The organism is Fontivita pretiosa (assembly GCF_050410795.1).
Taxonomy (GTDB): Bacteria; Planctomycetota; Phycisphaerae; order Tepidisphaerales; family Tepidisphaeraceae; genus Fontivita; species Fontivita pretiosa.
Genome location: NZ_CP191258.1, coordinates 1788320 through 1813285 on the forward strand (window position 1 = coordinate 1788320; position 24966 = coordinate 1813285).

Genomic DNA, 24966 nt, shown 5'->3' on the forward strand with positions numbered 1-24966 from the left:
GACCCGCCACCGCACGCGCCTCTGCCACCCACCAGCGGAGACCGGATATGAACGACGATCACCCTCACACCGCTCGTCACACACCAACGCCAACCCTCGATCCGCCCGTCGCACTGCTGTACCGCCCGGCCGGCCCGCCGCCATCGCCTGCGGGATGCAACCCGTTCTACCTGCTCAGCGGCCTGTGCATGCTGGCCGGGCTTTTCACGCTGAACAATTCCCTGGACTGGAGCCCCCTGCCCGTGGCCAACCTGTTGATTCTGATCTTCACCCTCAACCTCTATGAGTTCGTGCTGATTGCGGTGGGAGTGTTTCTGGCCTGCCGCGGACTGATGCGCGACGCCACCACCCTGTTCGTGCTCGAAGCCTTCTTCCTGGTCGATGCAGGCTTTCTCAACTCGGAGGTCTTCAGCTTCGACCTGCCGATGGGCACGGCGGTAAACGCGGCGCTGCTTGCACTGGCAGCCGTGAAACTGGCCATGGTCTTTCGCGGGCTGGGGCTGTCCATCGCCGACCGTCGATACCCGCTGATCCTGATCCAGATGGTGTTGCTGCTGGCGATCCCCGGCGTTTTCAAGCAGATCTCCATCGGGCGCAATGGCGCCGTGCCGGCACTGGCCATCTACGGGATGTGGTGGATCGTGGGGCTGATCCCGCTGCTGCACGTGCTGCTGACGCGCGGGGCCGATCAAACGCGGCATCGCAGGCTGGTCGGCACGTTCGTCGTGCTGGTCAGCATCTCCATCCTGGCGCATCTGTGCACCAGCAACTGGGTCTATAACGTGAGATGGGCCCAGGCCAACCTCGCGCCTGTGTTGCTGGGTCTGTCGGCGGCGATCGGCATGGCAGACCGGCACGTCGGCAGCCTGAGCACGCGCATGCGCAGCCAACTGCTTTTGCCGGCCCTGGCCATCATCCTCGCCACTGAACACACGTCCAGCCTGCTGTTCGCGATACAGGACGTGCCGATCTCGCCGCTGCGACTGACGCTGCTGGCCGCCGCCCTGGTCTACCTGCACGGGCTGCTGATACATCGTCACGTTTACTTTGGCATCGCGGCTTCGATGTGCCTGGCCGCAGCAGGATTGGGCCACAGCCCGGCTCGCATCATCGAGACCATCGTAGCCACGGCGGATCGAACCGGTCGCGGCGTCGGCGAACTGCTGCCGCGCTCGCTGAAAAACTGGGGCATCCTCTCTGTCGTCGCCTCGTTTGCGCTTCTGGCGATCGGCACGGCGGTGAGCCTGCTGCGACCTCGACCGGCTGGCGCCCAAGACGACGCCGCCTGGCTGCCGCAGCAGAAACGAACCACCTGACCGTCAAAGGAAGTAATTCGGCGATCTGGCGCCCGGGGGGGACGCCAGGCCGCCGTTTCTTACGAGTCGATCGCCCGACTGGCCTCACGGCTGCGATCGATCTCGATTCGCCGGCTCCGCGGGCCCGTTATGGTGATCTTCACGTCAATGCGTTGGCTGCTCGGCAGAAGCTCCCGCACCTTCTCGGCCCACTCCACCACCACCACACCGCCCTGCTCCAGCAATTCGGCGAATCCGATCGCCTCGAAGTCCTCGGCAGATCGGATGCGGTACGCATCGAGGTGAAAGACCTTCAGCCGCGTATCCTCGTAAACATTGAGCAGAACGAATGTCGGGCTGCTGACCTGATGCGGATTTCCTCCCAGGCCCTTGACCAATCCGCGCACGAATTGCGTCTTGCCCGCGCCAAGATCCCCTTCCAGCGCGATGCACTCGCCGCCACGAAGCGTCGCGGCCAGCTCGGCGGCGATCTGCTCGGTCTGGCCAACACTGTGAGAGCTGTAGGATTGCAGCATCGTCAAAAGGTATGCTCCCAGCCCCTGGGTTCCAGAGGCTGGCGCTTCCCGTCCTTTTCCAGCCAGATTCCCGGCTCCGCGACGATGCGCCCGATGCGCTTCGCGATCGTCGGCGCGAATTCATGCGGACTGGTCAACAGCAGCTCGTGATCTTCGCCGTCATGCAGGGCATGTTCCAGCGCAGGCGTTCCATCTCGCATGCCAAGGGCGACCGCATCGTCATGGATCGGAATCTGCTCCGCGTAGATGACCGCGCCGACTTTGCTCTGCTGGCAGATGTGCCGCAAATCGCGGGACAGCCCGTCGCTCAGGTCGATCATCGAGCTGACCGGGGCCAGGCTCACAAGCTGCCGGGCCAGCGCGATGCGCGGCTCAAAGCTCATGTGCCGCCCCAGCAGGCTGCCTCCCAGCGGACCGGTCACATAGACGAAGTCTCCGGGCCGGGCGCCGCTGCGCCTCACCGGCTCGATGCCCGCGCTGCGTCCGAGGATCGAAACCGTCACCACGAGCCGACCGTCCCACGATGCCGTATCCCCGCCGACGATCGGGCAGGCGAACGCATCCGCCGCTTCTGCGATGCCAAGGTACAGTTCTCTTGCATACTCCATGCCTGTCCCGCGCGCAACAGCGACAGTCGCCACGGCGGCGGCAGGCAGACAGGCCATCGCGGCGCAGTCGCTGAGGTTGCGGTTCATCGCCTTACGACCGATCTGCCGCGCGGAGTGAATCCTGGAGTCGAAGTGCACGCCATCCAGCACCTGATCGGTCCCGACCAGCAGCAGATCCTGCGCGTCCCACTTCAGAATAGCCAGATCATCACCCGCGGGAACGCGCACGAGCTCCGTAGCCCGCTGCTGCGCGCAGATCCACGAAATCAAGTCGAATTCCCCGGGCATTGCCGGCGATTATACCGCACAACACGCCACTTCTCGTGCACGGCGGCGGATCAACGTGCGGCCTGTGGCACCAACCGCATCCGTTGGCGCCTGGAGGTGTTACTTTCGCTTGGCCTGCTGGATCGCCCTGGCAACGATACTTCTTGCCCGCTTCTGCTCGGGTTGATCTTCCGGCGTCACGCAACTGGGAAATGCCGCGAGCAGAAGCTGCGCCTGCTGAAGCGACTGATCATTGGGCATGCTCTTGCCGACACGCGCCGCACGCTCCTTCAGCTCAGCAAAGCGTCTGGGATCGGCGACCGGCGGACGACGCCACCGCTCCGCATCCGGCGGCAACTGCTTGATTCGCCCCCGCGTCGCCGCCACGCGATGCGACAGCTTCGGGTGATCGCTCATGATCTCCGGTGTCTTGTCGTAGCCCTTGTCGATCAGGGTCTGGAAGAATCCGGCGAACTGGTGCGGATCCCAGCCGGCACGGCAGTAGAACCAGAACCCCAGCTTGTCGGCCTCGTCTTCGTCTTTGCGGGTGTAGCCCATGCCGATGAACTGCCCTGCGGCCAGGGCGGCGCCGGCGGCGATCGAGCCGTAGGTCAGGGCGCCTTCGGTGTCGTCCGCCTGGTATCCCGCCGCTGCGCCGGCGATTCCCGCGCCCGCGGCGATCCCCAGCATCGTGTACTGCCTCTCCATGCCCTTTTTCACGTGTCGCGCGTACACGTGCGCGTACTCGTGCGCCATCACCGCCGCCAGCTCATCCTCCGTGCGGCAATGCTGCATCAGCTCCGTGTAGATGTACATGTGCTTGCCGCCGGTCGTGAATGCGTTCAGCGTCTTGCTGTTGACCAGGTGAAACTGCATGTCCTGGTACATCCACGACGTGTCCTCCCCGGACTTGTGGCTCTTGGGGCCAAAGCCCTCGCGGCTCAGCTCCTGCGCCGCGCGCACGATCCGATCGCCAACCTCCTGAAGATAATTGGCCAGCACCGGATCCCTGATCACCGCCGGCTCCAGCTCCTTGTGGACGTTGGCGGCCTGCGAGATCACCTGACGATCGGTGACGGTGCACCCGCCCGATCCGACCAGAAATCCGGCGCCGAGCACAAACACCAAGATGAGCCTGAGGACGTTGAAGCGGCTGATGACGTTGCCCGTCATACTTGTCGTGTCCTGGTTGAGGTCGTGTGGCATTCTAACCCTGCCGGCGGCGAAGATGTAAGGCGGCAATGTTGGCCAGCACGATGCTGGCGGCGATGAGGCTGGCGACGGCAGCAACCGCGGGGCGCTGCTGCCCCGGCCAAAGCGCCTGCGTCGCCAGCGCCGTCGCCGGACCCAGCGTCATCCCGATCCCGATCATCGCCTCATGATACCCGCCACTGCGGGCGCTGCCCTCGGTCAGGACCATGCCAAAATACAGGCTGGCCATGTAGATCAGTCCAGTGGTGATGCCCAGCAGCACCTGTCCGAGAATCAGCCCGGCCAGGTCGATGACCTCGGCGCCGGCCGTCATCCCGGGCAGCAGCTCACTGGGTCGAACCGTGATCAACACAAACGCCACCAGCAGTGCCGCGGCGGCGCCCAGCAGCAGACGCGGGCGCGTGTGCCAGAACGTCGTCGCTCCCAGCGCCAAAAACGCCACCCACCGCACCGCCAGCCACACACTGCATAAGACAGTCTGCATCGCCGGACGATAGCTCTGCACCAGCGGCAGCAGGGGCATCATCGCCGCCAGCGCGAACGTGACCACATACATCGCTGGCACCGACACGCGGGCCAGCCACAACGCGGTGAGTCGCTGGCGGAGAAGTTGCGGCTCGGGATCGGCGTGTCTGCCGGATGATAGTTCGGACGAGTCCCCCGCCGCCGACACATCCACGCCTCCGAACCAGGCGATCAGCCCCGCCAGGCCGCTGGCCAGCACCGACACCACGAACACCCCGGCGGGCCAGTGCTCGATGATCAGCCCGTTGACCGCGACGATCGCCACGCTGATTCCCGCCCACACCAGGTTGTAGATCGACAGTCGCCGGGACAGCTCCTGCGGCGGGATTTGTCCGGCACAGACCAGATTCTCCAGGATCGGCCAGCAGACCGTGCCCAGGGTGATGTCGATCAGCAATACGATCGTCACCACCAGGGGCGTGGGAATCGCCGCCGCCACCAGCGTCGCCACAGACATGACCACAAAACAGGCGGTCAGCGGCCCGATGCGACCGAATCGCTGCGTCAGTGGATGAGCCGACAGCGCGCTGAGGGTATACAGCGCTCCCATCGCCGCCGACAGCATCAGGTTCTGCCACAGCGACCATCCGAAGCGGACACTCGTGAAAAAGAAGATGCCCAGGGTCAGCAGGTTGGCGGCGACCGCAGCCAGCGCTTCGATAACATAGACTCGGGCCAGACGCGCCCCATCGGTGGATCCTGCGCGCTCAGGCCCCCTGCCCAGTCGCGGGACGAGGACTGCCGAGAGGGATCTGTTCACGTGCCTCCAAACAGGGCATCGACGAACCGCTGCGGATCGAACGTTTCGATGTCCTGCGGCGTTTCGCCCAGCCCGACGAACTTCACCGGAATCTTGAGCTGGTCGCGGATCGCCAGCACCACGCCCCCCTTGGCCGTGCCGTCGAGCTTGGCCAGGATGATTCCGGTCACATGGATCGCGCGGTTGAAGTTCTGCGCCTGGAGGATCGCGTTCTGTCCGGTGGTGGCATCCAGGACCAGCAGGACTTCATGTGGGGCGCCTTCAATGCGTTTGGCGACCACATCACGGATCTTGGTCAACTCGCGCATGAGGTGTTCCTGGGTGTGCAGTCGCCCGGCGGTATCGACGATCAGCACATCCGCCCCGCGCGCCTTGGCGGCCTCGCACGCGTCGTATGCCACCGCCGCCGGGTCCGCGCCCATCTTGTGCTTGATGATCTCCACCCCGATCCGCTCGGCCCAGATCGTAAGCTGATCCACCGCCGCGGCGCGGAACGTGTCGCTGGCGCAGACAATCACTTTCTTGTTGGCCTGGTTCTTCAACAGCCAGGCGAGCTTGGCGATGCTGGTGGTTTTGCCCGCGCCGTTGATGCCGGCAACCAGGATCACCGTCGGCCCCGACGGCGCAAAGCGCAGTTCGCGTTCTTCGGGCGGACCCCAGCCGGCGAGCATTTCGGCCTTGATCGTCGCCTCGGCGTCGGCGCCGTTGCGGATCCTGCCCAGCCGCCAGCGCTCGCGAACCTCACTTACCAGCTTCTCGACGTTTTTCACCCCCATGTCGGCGCGGATGAACTTCTCCTCCATTTCCGCCAGGAACGCCTCGTCGATCTGCCGCCCGGGGATGAACAGCGTGCGCACGTCCGTATTCAGGACCTGCGCCGTCTTCTTCAGCGCGCCTTTGAGCTTGTCGAGTGTCTTGGAAAAAAACCCCATACAACCGATGAACCATCAGACCGCGATGACACCCAGCGATTACCGGCCCTGATCATCAGGCCTTGGTGTCTTCGTGTCTTCGTGGTTCAATCCCTTCTTTCAATACCTTGATTTCCTTCAACACCGCATCCAGCACCCCATTTACAAACGCCGGGCTGTTCTCGGTCGAGAACCGCTTGGCCAGCTCGATGGCTTCATCGATGACGACCTTCGGCGGGGTGTTGGTGTGGGTCAGTTCCCAAATCGCCAGTCGCAGGATGCACCGATCGACGCCGGGCTGGCGCCTGGGGGGCCACTGCGGCGCCAGCCGCTCGACCCATTGATCGGCGACCTGGCGGTTCTGCCAGGCGCCGCGCGCCATTTCAAGCGCCTGCTGGCGGATCGTCGGGTCGTCGCTGGCCTCGTGGGTCAGTTGCTGGAGCATCTGCTCGTCCACGTCTCCGCCGTGCGCATCCCACACGAACAGCAGTTGCAGCGCCAGCTCTCGTGTCTTGCGTCGATTCAACATCGGTCCAACATCCGTGCAACACAGTATAGGACCGTCACCGAGCACAGCAACCGTCGCCCGAGCCGGCCGCGTCGCGGGCGAGCCTGCTCGGCGGCAGATCCCGCAGCCAGGACTCAATTCCCCTCCCGCCGGCGGAGAAAAACCAGCTCGTCGCGGAACTTGTGGTCCAGAGGCTCATAGTGTTCGGCGATCCAGCGGGCGATGGGATGATCCAGGTCCGCCGGATTGGGCCCCCAGACCACGACCATGGCCGGGGGATCCTGGGCGAGCTGCTGGAGCGTTCGCGCCGTCAGCCACGGCGCTTGCGGACCGGCGATCGTGTGCGCCCGCCACAGCGCCGCCGCCGGCGCACGCCGCCCGGCAACAAAATACAGCCACGGCTCGTCGGCCCACTGGAAGAACGTCTGCCCCGGCGGCAACAGCGCCGCCAGCTCACGAGCATGCGGCTGAAGCCAGGCATGCACCGGGCCGTAATTCCTCTCGGCCCATTGCTCGGGCGGGATCCGGTAAGCCGGCGCCTGAAGCACAACCATCCCCCCCAGCGCCACCGCCACCGCAAGCTGCGCCAGCCACCCTCGCCCCGGCCGCGACGCCAGCCGCTGTCGCAATGCCGCCGCGCCCCACCCCGCCGCCACTGTCGCCGGCACCAGCCAGAGTTGATAGTAATGTGTGAAAAACTGCCCCGGCAGCGCGATGGCCAGGAATGTGCCCGCGATCAGCGCCACCAGAATCGCCAGCTCCCGCCGCTGCCGGGAGTTGCCCGGCGGAAAAAGAATCGCCGGCAGCGCCAGCGCTGCGCATGGCAACAGCGTATACATCGCCGCCGGCGCCAGCCGCGCCGGATGAACCGCGCGCAGGAGGTTCTGAAGCAGACTGCCGCCATAGTATCCGGGGTACACGAACGCGGTGAGCCAGAAGATTCGGCCTCGCCCCGTCACGGCAAAGTAAGCGAGGGTAAGTGCCCACGCCGCCGCGATCGTCGCCGCGACGATCCCCGCCTGCCCCAGCGCCCGCCGGCGGGAGATTCCCGCGGGCGGGAACAGCACGTGGGCCAGGAGCATCAGCCCCGCCGGCGCCAGGGCTACCTGCTTGTAAAGCGATGCCGCGGCGCACAGCAGCCCGATGAGTCCATATCGCCCCAGGCGATGATCGGCACTGAGCAGCAATGCCATCGCCCAGGCCAGGGTTGCATTGATGAACGATTCGGTATTGGGGCGGTTGGCGTCCAGCGCCATATCGCCACCGACGATCGCCAGTGCCGCTGCCGCAATGCCGCCCGCCGCCGCGCCTCGCGCCCAACCCGCCCGTGCCACCCCCAGCATCGTCCCCACCGCCGAAACCACCGCCAGCAGATAGACCTGAGCGAACCCATACCCCGTGATGCGCTCGGCAAGAGCGTACGTCGCATACAGCAGCGGCGGCTTGACATCCCAGGCATCCAAATACAACCGCTCGCCATTGACCAGTTCGTGCCCAATGACCGCGTAGGTGGCGATGTCCCAATCCAACGGCTGGTGGTAGGTATGAAGCCGAGAGACGGCGATCACGATCGCCCCCGCGATCAGCACTATCATCGCCAGGACTGTCGGCCGAGCGGGGACCAATCCGATGCTGCCCCTGGACAGTTTCACGGCTTGGTTGGTTCTGCTTCGCGTATCAAGCACCTGAACATGCCGATGCTCTCGCTTGCGGGTTATGAATACTTCCGCAGGGTTCGAGCCAGGACGATCATCTCGGCGGCGGCGTCGGCGGCGCGCTGGCCCGCGTGGCCGTGCGATCCGCCGGCACGCTCGCGCGCCTGCTGCTCGGTGTTGGTCGTCAGCACGCCGAAGATCACCGGCACCGTCTCATCCAGCGCCACACGCTGAATCCCGCGGGCGCATTCGCCGGCCACATAGTCAAAGTGCGGCGTCTGGCCGCGAATCACGCAGCCCAGGCAGATGATCGCATCAAATCGCCGGGTCCGAGCCATCAGCTTGGCCGCCAGCGGTAACTCGAAGGCGCCGGGAACATGATGCACCTGAATGTTCGTCTCCACGACGTTCAGCTCCGCCAGCCGACGCAGACAGCCGGCCAGCAATTCGTCCACGATCGCCCCGTTGAATCGGGCGGCGACGATTCCGATCTTGGCATCCGGCGGCAGATCCCCGGGCGCCATCGTCGGCTTGGGTACCTGAGTGCTCATGATTCCGATAGCTTAGCCGGGACGTGGCTGGAACGGGAGAAGTCTGCGGAAGATGGGCTGCCAGGGGCTCGACCACGGCGACCTGTAACCTCGGTCCTTTGTTCCCTTCTCCCCCTGGAGGCTTCCGCGCGATATCTTTCATCGCGGATGCCGGTCGGGTTTTCACATCGGCTGCTCTCAGTGCTTCAGCTCACGCGGATGGCGCTGGTCTTCACCGCCATCGCCGACAGCTTCTGCGCCGTGCTGCTGTGGGCCCAGTGGAACGCCCAGCAGGCTCAGACAAGCTATCTGGATTACCTCAGCGTGGGGCGGATGCTGGCGGTGGCGATCGTTTCGATCGGACTGTACGGATACGGGATGAGCCTGAACGACATCATCGACCGCCGACGGGATACGCAGATCGCTTCGGATCGTCCGCTGCCCAGCGGGCGCATCGGCGTGCTGGCCGCGCACGTGGTGTGCGCGCTGCTGGTTCTGGCGGCGATCGTCGCCGGAGCGTACCTGGCGCGATTCCGTTCGCCCGGGCCGCTGGGTTTTATGCTGCTGATCTGGACGGCGGCGTTGATCACGTTCTACGACTTTGCCGGCAAGTACCTGGTGGCGCCGGGGCTGCTGACGCTGGGACTGATCCGCTTCTTCCACGCCACGATCCCCGCACCGCAGTTGCCGCTGCTGTGGCATCCGCTGCTGCTGCTCAATCACGTCGCGATCCTCTCGACCATCTGCTATGCCCTGGAACAGAAACGCCCGCGGCTGACCCGACTGCACTGGTGGGCGGTGCTGGGAGGACTGGCGATCGTCGATGCGATGTGCATCGGGCTGGTCTACTGGCGGCGGCAGCAGCGACTGGGCACAGGTTTCGTCCAGAGCCTGTGGGTCACGCCTGGCCTGCTGTGGCCGGCAATCGCGATCATCGCGTTTGCGATCATCGCGGTATGGATCTATCGCATGCGGGTCAACTACCGCGCGGCGGGGCGGAACCTGATGCTGGCCGGGCTGCTGTGGCTGATCGTTTACGACGCCAGTTTCGTCGCCGGCTACGTCGGCTGGAGGCCCGCCGCCCTGCTGCTGCTCCTGTTACCCGTGGCGTACCTCTCAGTCCAGCTCATGCGCTGGTGGGCCAGGCTCGTGCTGCTGTCCCAAAGGCCGGAATACCAGCGGGCCAGGTGAAGGCGCAACCTCCCGGAGGCCTCAGGAGGCGTCTTCTGGTCTGGCCCAGCCCCTCGGAGTCGTGGCGATTTCCAGCAGGAATTGCCCCGGGTCGAGCACCTTCACCTGAGGCAAGCGTCGCCGAAATCTCCGGCTCGCATCCGTCTGGCCGATGGGCAAAGACAGCAGATCTTCGTCCAGGCTGACGACATGCGTGGCGTGCATGGCAATGGCAAGTTCGACGAATTTCTGGTCCCGTGGATCGCGCCGGAATTGGAAAGAGGCGCGAGGATGTCGGACATAGTCGCCCACGAAACGCAGCCGACGAATCGTCACCTCGACGAGCTCGGCAGTAATCTGCGGAAACCGCCGGCAAAGTTCCTCATCGCTTAAAACGGCCCTGTGCTCGTCGAGCACTGGCTTGCTAAGCAATGGAATGAAGCGGCGCTGTTCCGCAGCGCGAAGCACCCTGGCGGCTGCTGATGAACTGGAGACGAGTCCGCGCAGCACCGTATTGGTATCCATAACGGCGCGAATCCGCGTTTGCGCACTGCTCATCGGCGCTTTCTCGACGAGCGCCTGTGGTGACGGGTGCGAGCCCGATCCACGAGCTTGTCCAGGTCTTGCTCGGTTATTCCGCTCGTACGGAACCTCGCCTGCACCGCGGCGAACAACTCTTCAAACGAGCTGCTGCGTGCCAGACGCTCTAGCGACAATCCCCGCTCGATCAGTTCCCTGGCATAGCGCTCGGCGGTCATCCCAAGCGACTGGGCGTGCCGTCGCAGGGCGGCAACCTTCTGCCTGGCGAGGCCTGTGATCTGAAGCGTCGACTCTGTCCTGGCCGTGCGGCTCATCGCGTCCTCGGTCGGTATTCTATGGCGGCTCGCCGCTCAGAACCACGCCCGCAGCAGCAGCAGCCAGCCGACGATCGTGATGCATGAGAAGATGGTGGTCCAGAAGACGCAGTCGGCGGCCAGCTCGGCGTCGCCTTCCAGCTCCAGCGTGATCAGCAGCGTGTTGACCGCGGTAGGGACGGCGGCGGTGAGGATGAGCAGCTCCGCCGGCCAGGGCCAGAGATCCAGCGCCTTGATTCCCAGCTTGTGGAAGACCCAGAGCATGGTGAGCATCTGGATCGGGCCGAAAATCAGTCGCAGCACCAGCACGAAGGCGATGGGTCTCCAACGTGGCCAGCGGGGATTGGCGGCGAGCTGCGCGCCCAGCGTGACCAGGGCGACGGGGACCAGCCCGGCGGCCAGGTACTCGGCGGGCTTGGCGATGAAGATCGGCAGCTTCGACGCATCGCCGTTGATCAGCCACCGCGTCAGCAGTGCCGAAGCCAGCACATACAGCACGGGCAGGCGGAAGATTTTGGTGAAGATCTCGGTCCACCTGGCCGCCCCTGCCCAGGCCGCGATGCTCAGCCCGACGGTGAACGTCAGCACGTTCTGGGTGAGCACGACAAACGCCTGAACGGCGCCGCCGTTCTTTACAGATTGGGCGACGGGCGACTGGGGTGATCCGCTCGCCTGTGCGCCGCGCCCGGCCGTGGACTGCCCGTCGGCTGATGTTGCGGTGCTGGCGGCCGGCACCCCGTCGCGCCCCGGGTAGGCCAGTTCCGCCAGTGGCAGCCCGTAGTTCCCGCTGTTGTAGAACATGACGGCGATGGCGACGGCGGCCAGGGTCATTCGGTTGACGCGCAGCAGCCTGCCCAGCCCCCACACCACCGCCCCCAGCACCAACACCTGCGTGACGGTGATGACCATGATCCCGCCCATGTCGCTCCATGGCAGCGAGCTGGTGCTCACCTTCTGATAAACAAAGCCGGGAACGAACAGGTAGATGTTGATCTTGCCCAGCGTCCCCAGGTCCACGTTGAATTGCATTCGCAACCACGCGCCCAGCGCGATGAGGATCAGGATCGGCAACAGGATGTTCAGCAGGATCGAAGTCAGCTCGTGCACGGGTGCAGACGATATCGGTTCGCAGGCGGCGGGAAAAGTGCGGCGGCGCGTCCAGCGGCGACGGCCCGGGGCGACTGTTCAGGTGAGCTAAACCACGAATGTAATCGTGCCGACATACCGGAGGCGTCTGTTCGGCGGGGTGACGTACGTGACGAACAATCGAAGAAACAAAAGGGTGGTCGCAGGCGGCACATGCCTGTTGGGGCTGACACTTGTGAGCTGCGTGCTGTTGCTTTGCAGCGGGTGTGACCCTCGCAGCGCCGGAGCCTCATCCTCAGGCACGTCCCATAACTCATCCAGTGGCGAGCCGATCCCCGCCGTGATCGATGGATTGCCGGTGCTGGTCGCGGATGCCGCGCATTCGATACTGGATTCGCGCCGCGGCGGGCGACCGTACGTGCTGGAAGCGCGTCGTGCGTCGGCGGGTCTGGTCCTGCACGCGGGGAACATGCCCCTGAACGACCCGGAGCGGCTGCTGCGGCCGCCCAACGCCGCCCAGATGCTTTATGACCGTGGAGTGTACACGATCGCCTGGCCCCAGCGGACACAGCCAGCGATGGTCAAGCTTCAGCCGGCGACGCTGCGGACGCTGCGCGGCTCAGAGTTCCGCGGCTTTTCGGCGGGCAAGCAGGCGTACATCGCTATCGGTTTTGAGGAGTCGGATCCGAACAGCGGCAAGGTCACGTTTGTCGCTTATTGGGCCGGGTCGGTCATTTTCCACTGACCGCCTGCACGCGAGCCGAGTGACCGACAGCGGCTGCGGCAGCCGCTGGCGCAGCCGTCTCCGCCTCCGCATTACACTTGTTTTCGTAGGGACAATATCGGCACTGGTTGCCGCAGCAGGTGCCCAGCTTCAGCAGATACTCGCGGGTAAACTGCGCGCGTCCATCGGTGTCGATGATGTAATCGATCCCCAGCACCGGCCGCTTGCGTCTTGGCATGGTTGGTCTTCCGCGCGTTACGCTTCAGTTGACCGGCCGGTTCGGACGATTTCCAGTGCATTTTCTTCAGGCGATTGATCAATCCGCGGAATGACGCGGAGAGCGTGCCGGGAAGGGATTTGTCCCCGCAAGGCGGATTCAAAGGTCCGGGGAACTCGGCGCAGTGCTGCTGGAACGGGTCGTGGGACGGAAGCCTTCTTCGCTCATCATCTGGCGGATCCGGCCCAGCTCACGCTGCGTGCGGGCACGGAGGTACTCCAGCATGTCCGGCGCGACCTCCGACTGCCGGACAAAAACTTCCATGCCATTGTCCAGCCGGATGGTGCCGACAATCGGATCGCGCATCGGCCCGGCGGGCGTGTTCTGCTGGTTCCAGATATACACCCCGTCATCGTTCACGACGTACCCCAGCCCGGTGAAGCCGGCGATGTTCTCCAGTGCCTGCTTGATCGTCGCGTTGTCCAGCACGAGCCGAACGGTGCGGAACTCAGTTGGGATTCGCTGTATGGCGCCAGGCTCGATCGTGAACTCCACTCCGCTGCGCTGCGAAAGCTCACTGAGAACCTGACCGATCTCCACCCCGTTGTAGCGGATGGTGATCGTCTTGGAGAGCTGATCGCGGATCTGATCTTCCTTGGGGCGAATGAGAATGCTCTTGCCCCAGGGATGCCATGTCGCGCGCGTCTCTTTGGGGATCGCTTCCAGTGCCTCGGCGAGCGTGGCGTTGCGCGGCACGAAGATCGTCTGATCTGAACGAACCGCGTCGCCGACGCGAAGCTCGATCGCCAGCCCCAGCGGTTTTTTACCCGCCTTCTTCAGGTTTTCGTCGATCGCTTCGAGCCTGGCATCGACGGCTTCGGCGAGCTGTCGCAGGGTCGGGCGCTCGGTGTTCAGGGCAAGCGGATTTGACGCCAGCACATCCAGTGCAACCAGTTCCGAGACGGTCGATCGCCGCCCCAGCCGCACCAGCGCCGGCATCGGCTGAAGCTCGACGGCTTCATCCTTGAGCACGACCACGAGGCCCAGTGTGCGGGCGATATCGCCCAGCGCTTCGCGCAGCGTCTTGCCCTCGATCTTGGCGGTGACGGTGGTCTGATCGCCCCAGGGGAGCAGTTCCCAGACACTGGGCGTGGCCTCGATGCGCACGCCGGTCTGTTCGCCGATCGCGCGCATTGCGATGGGCAGGGGCGTGGTGTTCAGCTCGAGCGGAAAGACCTTGTCCAGGGCCTCGTTGATCAGGGCCGAGCTGTTCTGGGCAAGAGCCGAGCTGACGAGCAGAACGAGCACAAGGCATGAAGAGAAAGCTGCCGCAAGCGCGTCAAGACGCGGCCAATGGACTCCTGCTCGGGCCAATCTGCCTTTTTCACGGGCGTCCCGCCCGTGCGCGCTCTGCTCGCGCGGTCGGGACGCCCGTGACACGCAAGTGTCGCCTGATGGATTCCCGCAAAGGCTCATTGTTGCTGGTTTCACCATGATGGAGGCGCTTTTTGCGCCTTCGTGTCCCATCGGTCAATATAAGCTCGAATCAGTGTCCTGGCCCGTGTTCACCCGATCGATCAACACGACGGTCGGACGGGAGACGATCTCCTCGCCGCCGCGCCATTGATTCGCCAACGTCGGCGAGGGTCCGATCGAGATCTGCGAGACCACGGGTCCGGCGGATTGTTCGACTTGGGGCCCGGAAACGACGGCAATGCCTTGGGGCGCGGGTCCGGCCTCGTGCCGCGGTCCGCGAGCGAAGAAAATCGCCAGGCTGAGAACCATGAGCACCGCCGCCGCAATCGCCAGACGAGCCGTCCAGCCGATGGCACGGATCGAGAAATGTCGAACCGGCGGTTCCTCCGCCGCGACGGCACGTGAGATTTCGTCCGCCAGCCGGTCCCAGGCAAGCTGCGGCATTCCCGGCAGATGCGTCTTCAGCAGCGTGTCCAGCCGCCGGTAGTCTGCCAGGATCGCCCGCGCCTCGGCGTCGCTGGCCAACCGCTCGTCCAGCACATCGCGCTGAAGCGGCGGCAATGTGCCGTCGAGGTATTGGCTGATCGAGTATTCAAGTTCTTCGCGGGTCATGAGCCGTTCCGATGCTTGATTTGCGATCTGAGGCACCCGGATCGCAAATCAAAGTTCAAAAGTCACAAATCACAAATGTTCCTTGAGCAACTCCTTGAGCTTCTTACGGCCCTGAAACACGTGCCACTTCACCGCCTCGACGCTGCATCCCAGCGCCTCGGCCACGTCCTTCTGCGGCATCTGCTGGATTGCGAACAGCACGATGGCCAGTCGCTGCTTCTCCGGCAGCTCATTCAACGCCTCCTGGAGCCGCTTGCCCATCTCCCGGCTTTCCAGCGCATGCGCCGGATCATCATCCCGGCTCATCCATTCGCTGGAGCCTCCCGCGGCGGGGTCAACCTGCTGAGCATCGGTCGGCCCCAGCAGATCATCCAGCGGGAGCTGCGAACGGACCTTTCGGCTGCGGCGATAGTTCAGCGACAGGTTTGAGACGATCCGCATCAGCCAGCCGCCGAACGCCTCGGGCTTCTGGAGGCTGGCCAGACTTGTGTAGGCCTTGAGGAACGAATCCTGCGTAACCTCCAGGGCGTCCTGCATGTTCCCAAGGAGCCGGAAGCTGACGGCGGCGGCCTGACGTTGATATCGACGGATCAGCACGTCGAAGGCGTCGCGTTGCCCGGCAAGCACCTGCCGCACGAGCAGCCCGTCGGACGGTTGCCCCGGTTGCTCGCGGTGCGACGGCCCGGTTGCTCGCTCGCTCGCCTTGGGCTCCATGGGATTGGACACTCTAACTCTAGGGTCGTTAGAGGGATGGCCGTTGTTTCTACCGCAGTCCCCGACCGGCAGGCGTTTGCGGCAGTGCGCGGCCGACTTGGCAACCGCGCCCTGCTCCGATAATCCTCTTACCTCACAAGGCTTAGCAGCTCCCGGCAGTACTCCGCCACCGCCTGCCCAATCAACTCGGGACTCTTTGAGGCATGTTCCTTGATCCGACGGACCACCGCGCTGCCCACGATCGCTCCGTCGGCCAGTTCCGATAACTGTTTGACGTGCTCGGCCCGGGAGATGCCGAAGCCGACGCACACGGGACGGTCCGTCAGACTCTTGAGCTGTCGGACGTTCTCCCGCAGGTCCGCCGCAAGCTGCTGCCGCTCGCCGGTGATGCCCGCCACCGACAGGTAATACACGAACCCGCTGCACATCGCCGCGATCTGCGCCCGCCGCTGCGGCGGTGTCGTCGGCGCCACCAGCAGGATCGTGTCCAATCCCGCCGAACGAACCTGATCGCACACGCCCTGCGCCTCGGGCGGCGGCAGGTCGGGCAGAATCACCCCATCAAATCCCGCCAGCTTCGCATTGCTCAGGAACCGCGCCAGGCCATAGCGGAAGACGATGCTGTAGCTGACCATCGCCACCAGCGGGATCGAGACGCTCTGCCGCGCCCGACCGATGGTCGTGAAGACCTCGTTCAGCTTCAGCTTGCGCGACAGCGCCGCGGTGAATGCTTCCTGAATCACCGGCCCGTCTGCAATCGGATCCGAGAACGGGATGCCGACCTCGATCACGTTGGCTCCGGCGCGCTGCAACGCCGGCAATAGCGCCTCGGTCGTGGCCAGGTCCGGGTACCCCGCCGGCACGAAGGGCATCAAGCCGATTTGCCCCCGGGCGCGCAATTCCGCAAACGTCTGGTGAATCGTGATACGTGTCTGCGGCGGCTGAGGCTGGGAGGCGGGTGTCATCGTGGAAGTCATTGGCTGGCTGCCGGATCCAAAGCCCGGATGATAGGTGCCCCCGCACCGCGGTTCAAGATTTCCTTCTGCACGTGCTGATCCGGGGGATACAATGGCCCGCGATGAAATACTACTACGGCGAATACGACGGCTCGGAGTTCCCCACGCAGGATAAGCTGTTCAGCTTCGACCAGCTCATGCAGTTCATCATGCAGCATGGGGAACAGGCGCTGAAGGCGATTCAGCAGATGCTCAACGACCCGGACAAGCCCGAGCAATCTGAGATGCTCGAGCAACTGCTCCAGGAAGGCATGTTCGACAAGGACGGCAAGGGCAAACTCCGACTCACCCCGCGCGCCATCAGCCGCATGCAGCGCAAGGCCCTGCTGGAGGTTTTCGCCAATCTCCGTCAGGGACAACGTGAAGGCCACGAAAAGATCACCGCCGGCCTGGGCGGCGAACGCATCGAGGGCACCAAGCCCTATGAGTATGGCGACCCGGTGAGCGAGCTGGATCTGCACCAGACCCTTCGCAACGCGCTGGCGCGCCACGGGCTGCCGGACCGCTCGCAACTCCAGGACTGCAAGTCAAAGATCCGATTCGACGAGCACGACTTCGAGCTTCACCTGCACGAGGGCACCACCAGTTGCTCGACGGTCGTGCTGCTGGACATGTCCGGGTCGATGATGCGCTATGGTCGATTCCTGGCCGCCAAGAAAGTCGCGATGGCGATGCAGGCGCTGGTCCGCGGGCGGTTTCCGCAGGATTCTCTGGACTTCGTCGGGTTCTACTCCGGCGCGTCGAAGATCCCGGAGATCATGCTTCCGCTGGCGATGCCCAAACCGGTCACCATCTACGATTACCAGGTTCGCCTGCGCGTGCCGATCCACCAGCTCGACAAGGCCCCGCAGCACTTCACCAACCTGCACATGGGGCTACAGCTCGCCCGGCGAATCCTTCAGAAACGCACCAGCGAGAACAAGCAGATCTTCATCGTCACCGACGGGCAGCCCACCGCTCATGTCGAGGGCGATTTCGTCTACCTGCTGTATCCGCCGGACAAACGCAGCACCATCGCAACACTCAAAGAAGCGGTGCTGGCGGTTCGCGAGGGATGCCGCATCTCCACTTTCGCGCTGATCGAGGACTACTGGGGCATGGATTGGGTCGGCTTTGTCGATCAACTCACGAAGCTGACCAGGGGCGTCGCCTTCTATACCAGCAGCTCCGAACTGGCCTCGTGCATCATGGAAAGCTACCTGAGCGGGCGAAAGAAGAAGGCCTACCTCGCCTGACCAACGGTGCGCCAGGCGACGGTGCGCATTATTGGCGATGCCCTGCCCGACGGGACAGACACTTCAAGTCCGGGTCTGTCTCATCGAGGCAGGGCATCACCATGAGTGCGATGCAGCGGATGCCGAAGGGGGTCGGCGGCCAAAGCGCTAGCGCTTGATCCTCGCGCTGCCGCCGCCAGCGATGTGCAGCAGCTCTTCCAGCGTGATCTGGCTGGTATCGCCCATCGTGCTCATCAGCAGCGCGCCATGAGCCACGCCCAGATTGACGCATTCCTGTGGCGTTTTGCCCGTGAGGAAGCCGTAGATGAACCCGCTGGCGAAGCCGTCGCCGCCGCCGACCCGGTCCTCGATCTCCAGGTTCTCATACTTCGGACCGTCGTAGAACTGGCCTTCGGTCCACATGATCGCCGACCAGTCATTCACCGTCGCGGTTTTCACGCCCCGCAGCGTCGTGCCCACCACCTTGATGTTCTTGAAATCCTTCACCACCCGCTCAACCATTTTCTTGAACGGGCCGACGTCCAGGCTGCCGGCCTTCTCCACGTCCACGCCCTCGGCCTCGTAGCCGAGCACTTTCTGGAAGTCCTCTTCATTGCCGATCAGGCAGTCGATGTACGGCACCAGCGGCTTGGTGGTAGCGATCGCTTCCTGGCTGGTCCACAGCTTGGAACGGAAGTTCAGGTCGTAAGAAACGATCGTTCCGGCCTCGTGCGCGGCCTTGACGGCTTCGGCGACGACCTGGCGCGTATTCTCACTGAGTGCGGCGAAGATTCCGCCGGTGTGCAGCCATCGCACGCCGTCCTGCTTGAAAAGCTTGTTCCAGTTGATTTCTCCGGGCTTGATGCCTGCGGTGGCGGAGTGCCCGCGGTCGTAGAGCGTAACGCTGGCGCGCTTGGAAACGCCGACTTCGGTGAAATTCAGCCCGATTCGGTCCTTCTTGCCCACCCCGTCGTACTTGCGCTCCACCACATAGCTGACGTCCATGCCCACCGCACGCGCATGATTGCGGATGATCGCGCCCATCGGCGAGCTGTTCAGCCCGCCGATCCACCCCGTCCGCAGCCCCAGCCGCGACAGCGCGTACGCCACGTTGTACTCCCCGCCCCCCACCCATACTTCCAGCACCGGAGAAAACTCGATTCGCCCGTGCTGCGGCGGCGAAAGACGGATCATGCACTCCCCCAGTGAAACCAGATCAAACCTGCATTCTTTGGCGTCTCGTATCTTCATATCAAGCTCCTGTTGATTCTCCGCCACAGGGCCAGCGGAAACGCAGAACGCTTCCACCTGCTTCATTCACTGAGCCTTCTGCGTGTCCTGCGCGACTCTGTGACCGGCTGCCTCTGTATCATCAACTCACCCGACCCCGCGCATCCACGGGCAGGCGGCGCAGGGTTGTTTCATTCTCGTCCTTCAGCCACACCGCATCATGCAGGTTGATGCACGGGCAGATGTGGTTGGGGATCACGGTTACCCGCTGGCCAAGCTTCGGCCGGCGGTCGCATCGCGAGGCATCGACCTCGCCATGCTCCTCGCTCAGCCGCGTGATCTTCGCCTGCGCGTATTCCACAATGTGGCCGAAACCGCTGTCAGGATCTTTCCAGTTGCGGTCACTGGTAAGCGCCTTGCTCCCGGCGTCGATGACGAACTTGCCCGGCACGGCGTCGCTGACCACCGTGCACACCACGCGGGCGGCACAATCCTCAACCCCACAGTACCCGCCACGCATGTAATTCGTGTCGTTGTAGATGTACGTCCCGGGGCGAATTTCCGTGAGCTGTGGAATCAGGTGCGACTGGCAGGCCGTCGGCGTCGATCCTCCGGAGACGATTTTCGTCTCCAATCCCGCGCGATGCCATTGCTCGATCGTGTGGATCAGAAGCTGGCTGATGCCGCGCAGAACGTCGCCCTGCTGGTCGGCCGGTTCGTGAACGTGGCCGGGATAGATCATGATGCCATCCAGCCGCAGGCCTGGCGTGCGGCTGACGTGCCGCGCCAATTGCGTCGCCGCCTCTGGCGACTGCACCCCCGTGCGATGAAAGCCAACATCCAGATCAACCAGGATCCCGATCTGGCTGTTGTACCGGCGGGCGTGTTCGGCGATGACATCGGCGGCGAAGGTCGAATCGACCGCCACCCGCACCATCGTGCCATCGGCCGCAAGCTCCGCCAGACGCCGGCAGCGCGCCGCGTCCAGCGCCGGATACGCCACCAGAACGTCCTGGCTGGCCTGTCGCATCACTTCCGCTTCCCCGGCCTTGGCGACGGTAAGCCCGATCGCGCCAGCCTGCATCTGAAGCTGCGCCATGAACAACGACTTGTGCGTCTTGGTATGTGGCCGCAGCCCCAGCCCCTGCCGCCGACAGTACTCCGCCAGCCGAGCAATATTCCGTCGCACCGTCGGCAGATCGATGACCACCGCCGGCGTGGGAACAGACTCGAGCGTGTACGCTGGCTGGCTCATGGCGAGTGTGACAGCCCAACTTCCCGACAGTCGTCGAGCTTACAGCAGACCGACGATTCCACTGACGTGAATGTAGGTTTCGCCCAAGGGAATGCAAGGGCATCTCAGGGTGGCTTGAGCCCCGCATCGGTGAAGATCGCTGCGCCGCGGAAAGAGGCGACATCGCCCAGCTCGCGCGCGATCCGCAGAACCTCGTTCCACTTGGCCATCCGCTCGCCTCGCGCGAACGAGCCGACCTTGAGCTGGCCTGCATCCGTCGCCACCGCCAGATGCGAAATGAACGCATCCTCCGTCTCCCCCGACCGCGCCGAGACGATTGGCAGCATCCCGCTCGACTGCGCCAGCCGGATCGCCTGCATCGTCTCCGTCACCGTCCCTACCTGATTCAGCTTGATGAGCACCGAGTTGGCCAGCTTCTGCTCGATGCCCATCCGAATTCGCTCAAGATTGGTGACGAACAGGTCGTCGCCGACAAGCTGGATCCTGTCCCGCAGCATCTGCGCGATGATGTGCCATCCATCCAGATCGACGTCGGCCATGGGGTCTTCGATCGAAATGATCGGATATCGCTGGCACCACTGATCCAGCATCTTGGCCAACTGCTCGGACGTGAGGCTTTGCCGATCCAGGTCGAATCGGTATCGGTTCGTTTGCTCGTCGTACAGATCACTGGCGGCGATGTCCAGCGACAGCGCCACCTCGCGCCCCGGTGCGTAACCCGCCGCCTCGATCGCGCGGACGGCCAGCTCCAGCGGCGCCTCGTTGCTGTCGAACTGTGGCCAGTAGCCGCCCTCGTCGGCCACGCCGAATCGCAGGTTCTGCCGGGCCAGCAGCTCTCCGGCGGCGCGATAGACATTGCAGGTCATCTCCAGCGTCTGCGCGTAGGATGTGGCCCCGACGGCAATCAGCAGGTAGTCCTGCACATCGGTTCGCCAGTTCGCGTGCGCCCCGCCGCCGATGAGCTGGATCTCGGGCAGGGGCAGCAGCGTTCCCCGGCCAAGATGTCGGAACAGCGGCACGCCGCGCGCCCGTGCCGCGGCGCTTGCTGTCGCCATCGACACCCCCAGGATCGCGTTGGCCCCCAGCCGCGACTTGTTGGGCGTGCCATCAAGCTCGATCAGCCGCCGGTCGATACCCGCCTGGTCCGATGCATCCGCGCCCAGCAGCGCCGGCGCGATGATCGTGCGGACGTTTTCAATTGCGCGAAAGACCGACCTGCCGCCGAACTTCGACGCATCACCATCGCGAAGCTCCAGCGCCTCGAACTGCCCCGTGGATGCTCCCGACGGCACCAGCCCATGCCCGACGCTGCCGTCTTCAAGGCGCACCACCGCCTCGAGCGTCGGATTCCCGCGCGAATCGAAGATCTGGAAGGCATCGATCGATCGGATCCTCATCGACGCAACCCCGTATCGCACAAGCGGGTGAAGTAACGCTGCACAACGTCATCAAATGCCCCCACCGGCCGCGCGATCAGCTCGCGCGCCAGATCCCTGAGCCACTGCCGTTGGTTCTCATCAGTCAGATACTCGACCGGCGACTTGCCGTCGAGCCTGGCCAGCAGGAGCATCGGAACCAGCCGCGCCAGACGATGCTGAAACTGCTGTATCGCCGCATCGTCGTCGCGGGAGGTTGCGTAACTGGACATGAACCGATCGATCGACTGTCGCAGCTCGTCAAGGTGTCGCCCGTGGTACAACGCCTTGAGACAAAGGTGAGTCACCAGAAAGGCTCCATCGAACGCCGGATCACCATACCAGGCGACTTCGCAATCCAGCAGCACCATCCGTGGCCCGCCGATGAGCATGTTCTTGGGGCTGAAATCGCCGTGAACCAGCGCCTCATGCGTCTGGCCCAGCCGCTGCGCCTCGGCGTCGATGACGGGTTGAAGGTCCGGATGCCGCCGGGCGGTCGTCAGCAGATACGGCTCGATTCGCAGCTCGTGGAAATTGCGGTCGGTGGCGAAGGTGCGTTCGGCGTGCGGATCGCCGGCCGAGCGCGCGTGGATCGTTCCCAGTATGCTTCCCGCCATCGCCGCGTGCCTCGGATCGATTCGGCCGTGCATCAGCAGCGTCTTCCAGTTCGCGAAACGCTGATCGTCCAGCCACTCCATCGCGAAATAGGCGTGCTGCTGGCTGCCGGCGATCAGTCGGGGCATCGCATCAGGCAGAAACGCACTCACGTATCGGATGAAGTTCTGCTCGGAGATGTTCCGCCCGACATCCGCGCGCCAGTCATCCTTCACTCTGAGCCGGGCCAAGGCGCGCTTCACGACGAACCTGCGCTGTGGCGTGTGGCCTCCGCCACTCTCGACATCGCTGACAAGATAGATATCGCTGGATACGCCCCCCGCCAGCGGCACGAGCGTCGCTCGCGGACTGGTCAGCCCGTCGGCCACCAACTGCCGCAAAAACTCGCCGTGGATTTGCTGCTGCTCGGACATCGCGCATCGATCATCCCCGCCGCCAGTCGTTTGGCAACCGCGGCGCGGGGCCAGCCCGATGTCACGGGCGTCCCGCCCGTGCGGGCGATCGGCCCAGGGGCAGGGCGCCCGTCACACCGAGCTGCACAATGGTAACACCCCATGCGCCCGAAGCATCAGGCGGCGCGTTGTTCGAGCATTCGGTGAGATTCCAGTGCGCGATCGAAGTCGGCAAAGTCCAGTGTGACAAACAGCGGCACCAGTTCCGGATCGAACTGCGTGCCGGCGCCGGCGCGAATCTCCTCCAGCACCCGCCGCCTCGGCAGCGCCGGACGGTACGAGCGCGTGGAGCTCATCGCGTCGAACGTGTCGGCCAGCGCCAGCACCCGCGCGATCAGGGGGATCTTCTGCCCCGCCAGTTGATGCGGATATCCGCCGCCATCCCATCGCTCGTGATGCCACAGCACCCCGGGCAGCACCCCGGCCAGCGCGGGGATGTCCTTGAGGATTCGGTGCCCGATCTCGGGGTGTCGCTTGATCTGGGCGAACTCGTCTGCGGTGAGCCTTCCGGGCTTGCACAGCACCGCCTCCGGCACGCCGATCTTGCCCACGTCATGGACCATGCCGGCGATGCGATACTCCTCGATGAGCCTGCGATCCAGGTTGATCGCCGCCGCCAGTTTCGACGCCAGAAGTCCGACCCTCTCGGAGTGGCCGGCGGTGTAGCGGTCCTTGGCATCGATCGAGGCGGTCAGAGCCCGCAGCGTGCCGAAGAACATCTCGCGCTGCTCGGCGAATCGCGCCAGGTTCTCGTGGAACACGCCCAGGAAATCCGCCGTAGCGTCCAGAAACTGCATCTCGACGCTGGACAGCTCCGGGTCCGGGCCGAGCTTGTTGCCGGCCAGCAGAACGCCAATCACCTGCCCATCGTGGGTGATCGGCTCGGCCAGGACTTCGGCACCGGTGGCGGCGGCCAGCGCATTGTCGTCGGGGCGCAGCAGCTTCTTCCAGCCTGCTTCGGTTTGCTGCTGTAGCAGTGGATCGGACAGCAGGCGAATCTGCTCGGGATCGCACGGGGGCTGGCCGGCGATCAGCGTCCGCCCACTCAGCTCGCGCACGCTGCGGCTGTGCTGGCTGAAGCGGATCGCCAGCCAACTGAACGGCAACACCTCCTGAAGCTGCTGGCCGATGCTCTGCACGGCCTGCGCCGCGTCGCTGACGCAGTTGATCAGCCGCGCCATCCGATACAGCAGATGCGTCTCCTCATACGCCTGCCCGAGCTTTTCGCTGAACTGATCGATGGTGCGACCGTCGCGCTCGGATCGCTCCAGATCCTCGCAGAACCAGCGGAGCGTGCGGTGCAGCCGGGGAATGTCGGCGGCGCGATACACGACCGTGTCCGCGGGCAACGCCGCGGCGTCGCTGGTGAAAACCATCGCCAGGAACAGTGCGGCACGGCGGATACCCTGACGCTGTTCCAGCGGCAGCAGCCATTGCCCCGGCAACGATTCGATGGGTGGCAGCTCAACGCCGACGGTTCGGGACTCGCTCAGCAGACCCGCCACCAGCTCGATGCGCTGGCGCACCGGCGCCGAGCACAGCCACTGCCGCAACCCCGGCCCCAGCCGCGACTGCCGCGGCTCGGCCAGCACTCTGCCGCCCGCGTCGCAGTGCCACAGCGCAATGCCCAGCTCCGCGCAGCGCCGCGACAGCGGTTCGTACACGGCCGGCGAACGATCTGAGACCGACAGTTCCGTCATGCGGCGGAGGCTCCGGAGGCAGGCAACGACGCCAGCACATCTCCCACACGTGCCAGCAGTTCCTTGATGCTGAACGGCTTGGACAGGAGGAAGCGGATGTTGGTGGCGGCAAGCTGGGCCGCCGAGAGGTGGTGTCCGCGGGCCGTCAGCATGATCGCCGGTACGCCTGCCGTCCGCGCATCCTGCTTCAGCCTCACGCACATCTCATAACCGCTCATCACCGGCATCTGGTAGTCGGTGACGATCAGGTCCGGGGGACTGGCCACGGCCAGCGCCAGCGCTTCCTCGCCATCGCAGGCGATCAGAACCTCATACCCCTGCTGGCGCAGTTTCCCCGCCACAACCGTGGTCACGTAACTCTCGTCGTCGGCGACAATAATCCGGCCCGCGGACATGTTCCTCCGCTCCA

General features: G+C 64.5%; 26 protein-coding genes. 4 read left to right on the plus strand and 22 right to left on the minus strand.

The annotated features are described in order from the left end of the window. The first annotated feature begins 47 nt into the window (after positions 1-47). A complete protein-coding gene (locus ACQS5P_RS07335; RefSeq protein ID WP_428940243.1) occupies positions 48-1316 on the plus strand; it encodes a hypothetical protein in 1269 nt (422 codons plus the stop codon). A 59-nt stretch (positions 1317-1375) separates the two neighbouring features. Here ACQS5P_RS07335 and tsaE read toward each other — a convergent pair whose 3' ends face one another. From tsaE to ribH, 8 genes are all read right to left on the minus strand, one after another. Further along, on the minus strand, positions 1376-1831 hold the full coding sequence (gene tsaE, locus ACQS5P_RS07340; protein WP_428940244.1) for a tRNA (adenosine(37)-N6)-threonylcarbamoyltransferase complex ATPase subunit type 1 TsaE: 456 nt from the start codon (positions 1829-1831) through the stop codon (positions 1376-1378). A 2-nt stretch (positions 1832-1833) separates the two neighbouring features. Next, positions 1834-2727, minus strand: a complete 894-nt coding sequence (locus tag ACQS5P_RS07345) for a thiamine-phosphate kinase (protein WP_428940245.1) — start codon at positions 2725-2727, stop codon at positions 1834-1836. Positions 2728-2826: 99 nt separating this feature from the next. Further along, complete coding sequence (locus ACQS5P_RS07350; protein WP_428940246.1) at positions 2827-3879, minus strand: M48 family metalloprotease; 1053 nt, start codon at positions 3877-3879, stop codon at positions 2827-2829. 34 nt (positions 3880-3913) lie between these two features. Continuing rightward, entirely contained in the window at positions 3914-5203 is a 1290-nt protein-coding gene (locus tag ACQS5P_RS07355; RefSeq protein ID WP_428940247.1) for a hypothetical protein, read from the minus strand. Beyond that, complete coding sequence (gene ftsY / locus ACQS5P_RS07360) at positions 5200-6135, minus strand: signal recognition particle-docking protein FtsY (RefSeq protein ID WP_428940248.1); 936 nt, start codon at positions 6133-6135, stop codon at positions 5200-5202. The genes ACQS5P_RS07355 and ftsY overlap by 4 nt, the downstream gene beginning before the upstream one ends. Positions 6136-6190: 55 nt before the next feature. Beyond that, on the minus strand, positions 6191-6643 hold the full coding sequence (nusB, locus tag ACQS5P_RS07365) for a transcription antitermination factor NusB (protein ID WP_428940249.1): 453 nt from the start codon (positions 6641-6643) through the stop codon (positions 6191-6193). A 113-nt stretch (positions 6644-6756) separates the two neighbouring features. Continuing rightward, entirely contained in the window at positions 6757-8217 is a 1461-nt protein-coding gene (locus tag ACQS5P_RS07370) for a hypothetical protein (RefSeq protein ID WP_428940250.1), read from the minus strand. Positions 8218-8336: 119 nt separating this feature from the next. After that, a complete protein-coding gene (ribH, locus tag ACQS5P_RS07375) occupies positions 8337-8828 on the minus strand; it encodes a 6,7-dimethyl-8-ribityllumazine synthase (protein WP_428940251.1) in 492 nt (163 codons plus the stop codon). A 180-nt stretch (positions 8829-9008) separates the two neighbouring features. On the opposite strand from ribH, the gene ACQS5P_RS07380 reads away from it, so the two are divergent. Continuing rightward, positions 9009-9998 carry a UbiA family prenyltransferase gene (locus tag ACQS5P_RS07380; RefSeq protein WP_428940252.1) on the plus strand — a complete coding sequence of 330 codons (990 nt, stop codon included), beginning with the start codon at positions 9009-9011 and terminating at the stop codon, positions 9996-9998. Positions 9999-10019: 21 nt separating this feature from the next. Here the strand turns inward: ACQS5P_RS07380 and ACQS5P_RS07385 are convergent, their stop codons facing one another. From ACQS5P_RS07385 to ACQS5P_RS07395, 3 genes are read right to left on the minus strand one after another with little or no spacing between them, the layout of a single operon-like run. Then, positions 10020-10535: a putative toxin-antitoxin system toxin component, PIN family gene (locus tag ACQS5P_RS07385; RefSeq protein ID WP_428940253.1), complete on the minus strand. Its 516-nt coding sequence runs from the start codon at positions 10533-10535 to the stop codon at positions 10020-10022. Then, positions 10532-10831, minus strand: a complete 300-nt coding sequence (locus ACQS5P_RS07390; RefSeq protein WP_428940254.1) for a hypothetical protein — start codon at positions 10829-10831, stop codon at positions 10532-10534. Before ACQS5P_RS07390 ends, ACQS5P_RS07385 begins: the two co-directional genes overlap by 4 nt. Positions 10832-10867: 36 nt before the next feature. Continuing rightward, a complete protein-coding gene (locus tag ACQS5P_RS07395; RefSeq protein WP_428940255.1) occupies positions 10868-11938 on the minus strand; it encodes an AEC family transporter in 1071 nt (356 codons plus the stop codon). 319 nt (positions 11939-12257) lie between these two features. Here ACQS5P_RS07395 and ACQS5P_RS07400 point away from each other — a divergent pair, with 319 nt between their 5' ends. Further along, the gene (locus ACQS5P_RS07400) at positions 12258-12662 is read left to right on the plus strand and encodes a hypothetical protein (RefSeq protein ID WP_428940256.1); all 405 of its coding nucleotides are present in this window, start codon (positions 12258-12260) and stop codon (positions 12660-12662) included. Here ACQS5P_RS07400 and ACQS5P_RS07405 read toward each other — a convergent pair. The 5 genes from ACQS5P_RS07405 to trpA form a co-directional block, all read right to left on the minus strand. Then, positions 12649-12879 carry a DUF5522 domain-containing protein gene (locus ACQS5P_RS07405; RefSeq protein WP_428940257.1) on the minus strand — a complete coding sequence of 77 codons (231 nt, stop codon included), beginning with the start codon at positions 12877-12879 and terminating at the stop codon, positions 12649-12651. The genes ACQS5P_RS07400 and ACQS5P_RS07405 overlap by 14 nt on opposite strands. Before the next feature lie 138 nt (positions 12880-13017). Continuing rightward, positions 13018-14166 carry a hypothetical protein gene (locus ACQS5P_RS07410; RefSeq protein WP_428940258.1) on the minus strand — a complete coding sequence of 383 codons (1149 nt, stop codon included), beginning with the start codon at positions 14164-14166 and terminating at the stop codon, positions 13018-13020. 222 nt (positions 14167-14388) lie between these two features. Beyond that, a complete protein-coding gene (locus tag ACQS5P_RS07415; RefSeq protein WP_428940259.1) occupies positions 14389-14946 on the minus strand; it encodes an anti-sigma factor family protein in 558 nt (185 codons plus the stop codon). 69 nt (positions 14947-15015) lie between these two features. Continuing rightward, entirely contained in the window at positions 15016-15660 is a 645-nt protein-coding gene (locus tag ACQS5P_RS07420; protein WP_428940260.1) for an RNA polymerase sigma factor, read from the minus strand. Positions 15661-15788: 128 nt separating this feature from the next. After that, positions 15789-16625 carry a tryptophan synthase subunit alpha gene (gene trpA, locus ACQS5P_RS07425; RefSeq protein ID WP_428940261.1) on the minus strand — a complete coding sequence of 279 codons (837 nt, stop codon included), beginning with the start codon at positions 16623-16625 and terminating at the stop codon, positions 15789-15791. 113 nt (positions 16626-16738) lie between these two features. Between trpA and ACQS5P_RS07430 the strand changes: the two genes are divergently transcribed. Continuing rightward, entirely contained in the window at positions 16739-17911 is a 1173-nt protein-coding gene (locus ACQS5P_RS07430) for a VWA domain-containing protein (RefSeq protein ID WP_428940262.1), read from the plus strand. Between the two features lie 147 nt (positions 17912-18058). Here ACQS5P_RS07430 and ACQS5P_RS07435 read toward each other — a convergent pair whose 3' ends face one another. From ACQS5P_RS07435 to ACQS5P_RS07460, 6 genes are all read right to left on the minus strand, one after another. Beyond that, on the minus strand, positions 18059-19141 hold the full coding sequence (locus tag ACQS5P_RS07435; RefSeq protein ID WP_428940263.1) for a sugar kinase: 1083 nt from the start codon (positions 19139-19141) through the stop codon (positions 18059-18061). Positions 19142-19262: 121 nt separating this feature from the next. Continuing rightward, positions 19263-20375 carry an alanine racemase gene (locus ACQS5P_RS07440; RefSeq protein ID WP_428940264.1) on the minus strand — a complete coding sequence of 371 codons (1113 nt, stop codon included), beginning with the start codon at positions 20373-20375 and terminating at the stop codon, positions 19263-19265. 104 nt (positions 20376-20479) lie between these two features. Further along, on the minus strand, positions 20480-21772 hold the full coding sequence (eno, locus tag ACQS5P_RS07445; RefSeq protein ID WP_428940265.1) for a phosphopyruvate hydratase: 1293 nt from the start codon (positions 21770-21772) through the stop codon (positions 20480-20482). Then, the gene (locus ACQS5P_RS07450; protein ID WP_428940266.1) at positions 21769-22818 is read right to left on the minus strand and encodes a phosphotransferase family protein; all 1050 of its coding nucleotides are present in this window, start codon (positions 22816-22818) and stop codon (positions 21769-21771) included. The genes eno and ACQS5P_RS07450 overlap by 4 nt, the downstream gene beginning before the upstream one ends. A gap of 155 nt (positions 22819-22973) precedes the next feature. Then, entirely contained in the window at positions 22974-24557 is a 1584-nt protein-coding gene (locus tag ACQS5P_RS07455; protein WP_428940267.1) for an HD-GYP domain-containing protein, read from the minus strand. After that, positions 24554-24952: a response regulator gene (locus ACQS5P_RS07460; protein WP_428940268.1), complete on the minus strand. Its 399-nt coding sequence runs from the start codon at positions 24950-24952 to the stop codon at positions 24554-24556. Before ACQS5P_RS07460 ends, ACQS5P_RS07455 begins: the two co-directional genes overlap by 4 nt. Between the last annotated feature and the right edge of the window lie 14 nt (positions 24953-24966).

Bases quoted from the DNA above. Each gene is read 5' to 3' on its own strand.
- nusB (WP_428940249.1), bottom strand. From the start codon at position 6,643: ATGTTGAATCGACGCAAGACACGAGAGCTGGCGCTGCAACTGCTGTTC.
- ACQS5P_RS07430 (WP_428940262.1), top strand. From the start codon at position 16,739: ATGAAATACTACTACGGCGAATACGACGGCTCGGAGTTCCCCACGCAG.
- ACQS5P_RS07455 (WP_428940267.1), bottom strand. From the start codon at position 24,557: ATGACGGAACTGTCGGTCTCAGATCGTTCGCCGGCCGTGTACGAACCG.
- tsaE (WP_428940244.1), bottom strand. From the start codon at position 1,831: ATGCTGCAATCCTACAGCTCTCACAGTGTTGGCCAGACCGAGCAGATC.
- ACQS5P_RS07385 (WP_428940253.1), bottom strand. From the start codon at position 10,535: ATGAGCAGTGCGCAAACGCGGATTCGCGCCGTTATGGATACCAATACG.
- ACQS5P_RS07335 (WP_428940243.1), top strand. From the start codon at position 48: ATGAACGACGATCACCCTCACACCGCTCGTCACACACCAACGCCAACC.
- ACQS5P_RS07390 (WP_428940254.1), bottom strand. From the start codon at position 10,831: ATGAGCCGCACGGCCAGGACAGAGTCGACGCTTCAGATCACAGGCCTC.
- ribH (WP_428940251.1), bottom strand. From the start codon at position 8,828: ATGAGCACTCAGGTACCCAAGCCGACGATGGCGCCCGGGGATCTGCCG.
- ftsY (WP_428940248.1), bottom strand. From the start codon at position 6,135: ATGGGGTTTTTTTCCAAGACACTCGACAAGCTCAAAGGCGCGCTGAAG.
- ACQS5P_RS07440 (WP_428940264.1), bottom strand. From the start codon at position 20,375: ATGAGCCAGCCAGCGTACACGCTCGAGTCTGTTCCCACGCCGGCGGTG.
- ACQS5P_RS07370 (WP_428940250.1), bottom strand. From the start codon at position 8,217: ATGATAGTGCTGATCGCGGGGGCGATCGTGATCGCCGTCTCTCGGCTT.
- ACQS5P_RS07450 (WP_428940266.1), bottom strand. From the start codon at position 22,818: ATGTCCGAGCAGCAGCAAATCCACGGCGAGTTTTTGCGGCAGTTGGTG.
- ACQS5P_RS07350 (WP_428940246.1), bottom strand. From the start codon at position 3,879: ATGACGGGCAACGTCATCAGCCGCTTCAACGTCCTCAGGCTCATCTTG.
- trpA (WP_428940261.1), bottom strand. From the start codon at position 16,625: ATGACACCCGCCTCCCAGCCTCAGCCGCCGCAGACACGTATCACGATT.
- ACQS5P_RS07415 (WP_428940259.1), bottom strand. From the start codon at position 14,946: ATGACCCGCGAAGAACTTGAATACTCGATCAGCCAATACCTCGACGGC.
- ACQS5P_RS07435 (WP_428940263.1), bottom strand. From the start codon at position 19,141: ATGAAGATACGAGACGCCAAAGAATGCAGGTTTGATCTGGTTTCACTG.
- ACQS5P_RS07405 (WP_428940257.1), bottom strand. From the start codon at position 12,879: ATGCCAAGACGCAAGCGGCCGGTGCTGGGGATCGATTACATCATCGAC.
- eno (WP_428940265.1), bottom strand. From the start codon at position 21,772: ATGAGGATCCGATCGATCGATGCCTTCCAGATCTTCGATTCGCGCGGG.
- ACQS5P_RS07345 (WP_428940245.1), bottom strand. From the start codon at position 2,727: ATGCCCGGGGAATTCGACTTGATTTCGTGGATCTGCGCGCAGCAGCGG.
- ACQS5P_RS07460 (WP_428940268.1), bottom strand. From the start codon at position 24,952: ATGTCCGCGGGCCGGATTATTGTCGCCGACGACGAGAGTTACGTGACC.
- ACQS5P_RS07420 (WP_428940260.1), bottom strand. From the start codon at position 15,660: ATGGAGCCCAAGGCGAGCGAGCGAGCAACCGGGCCGTCGCACCGCGAG.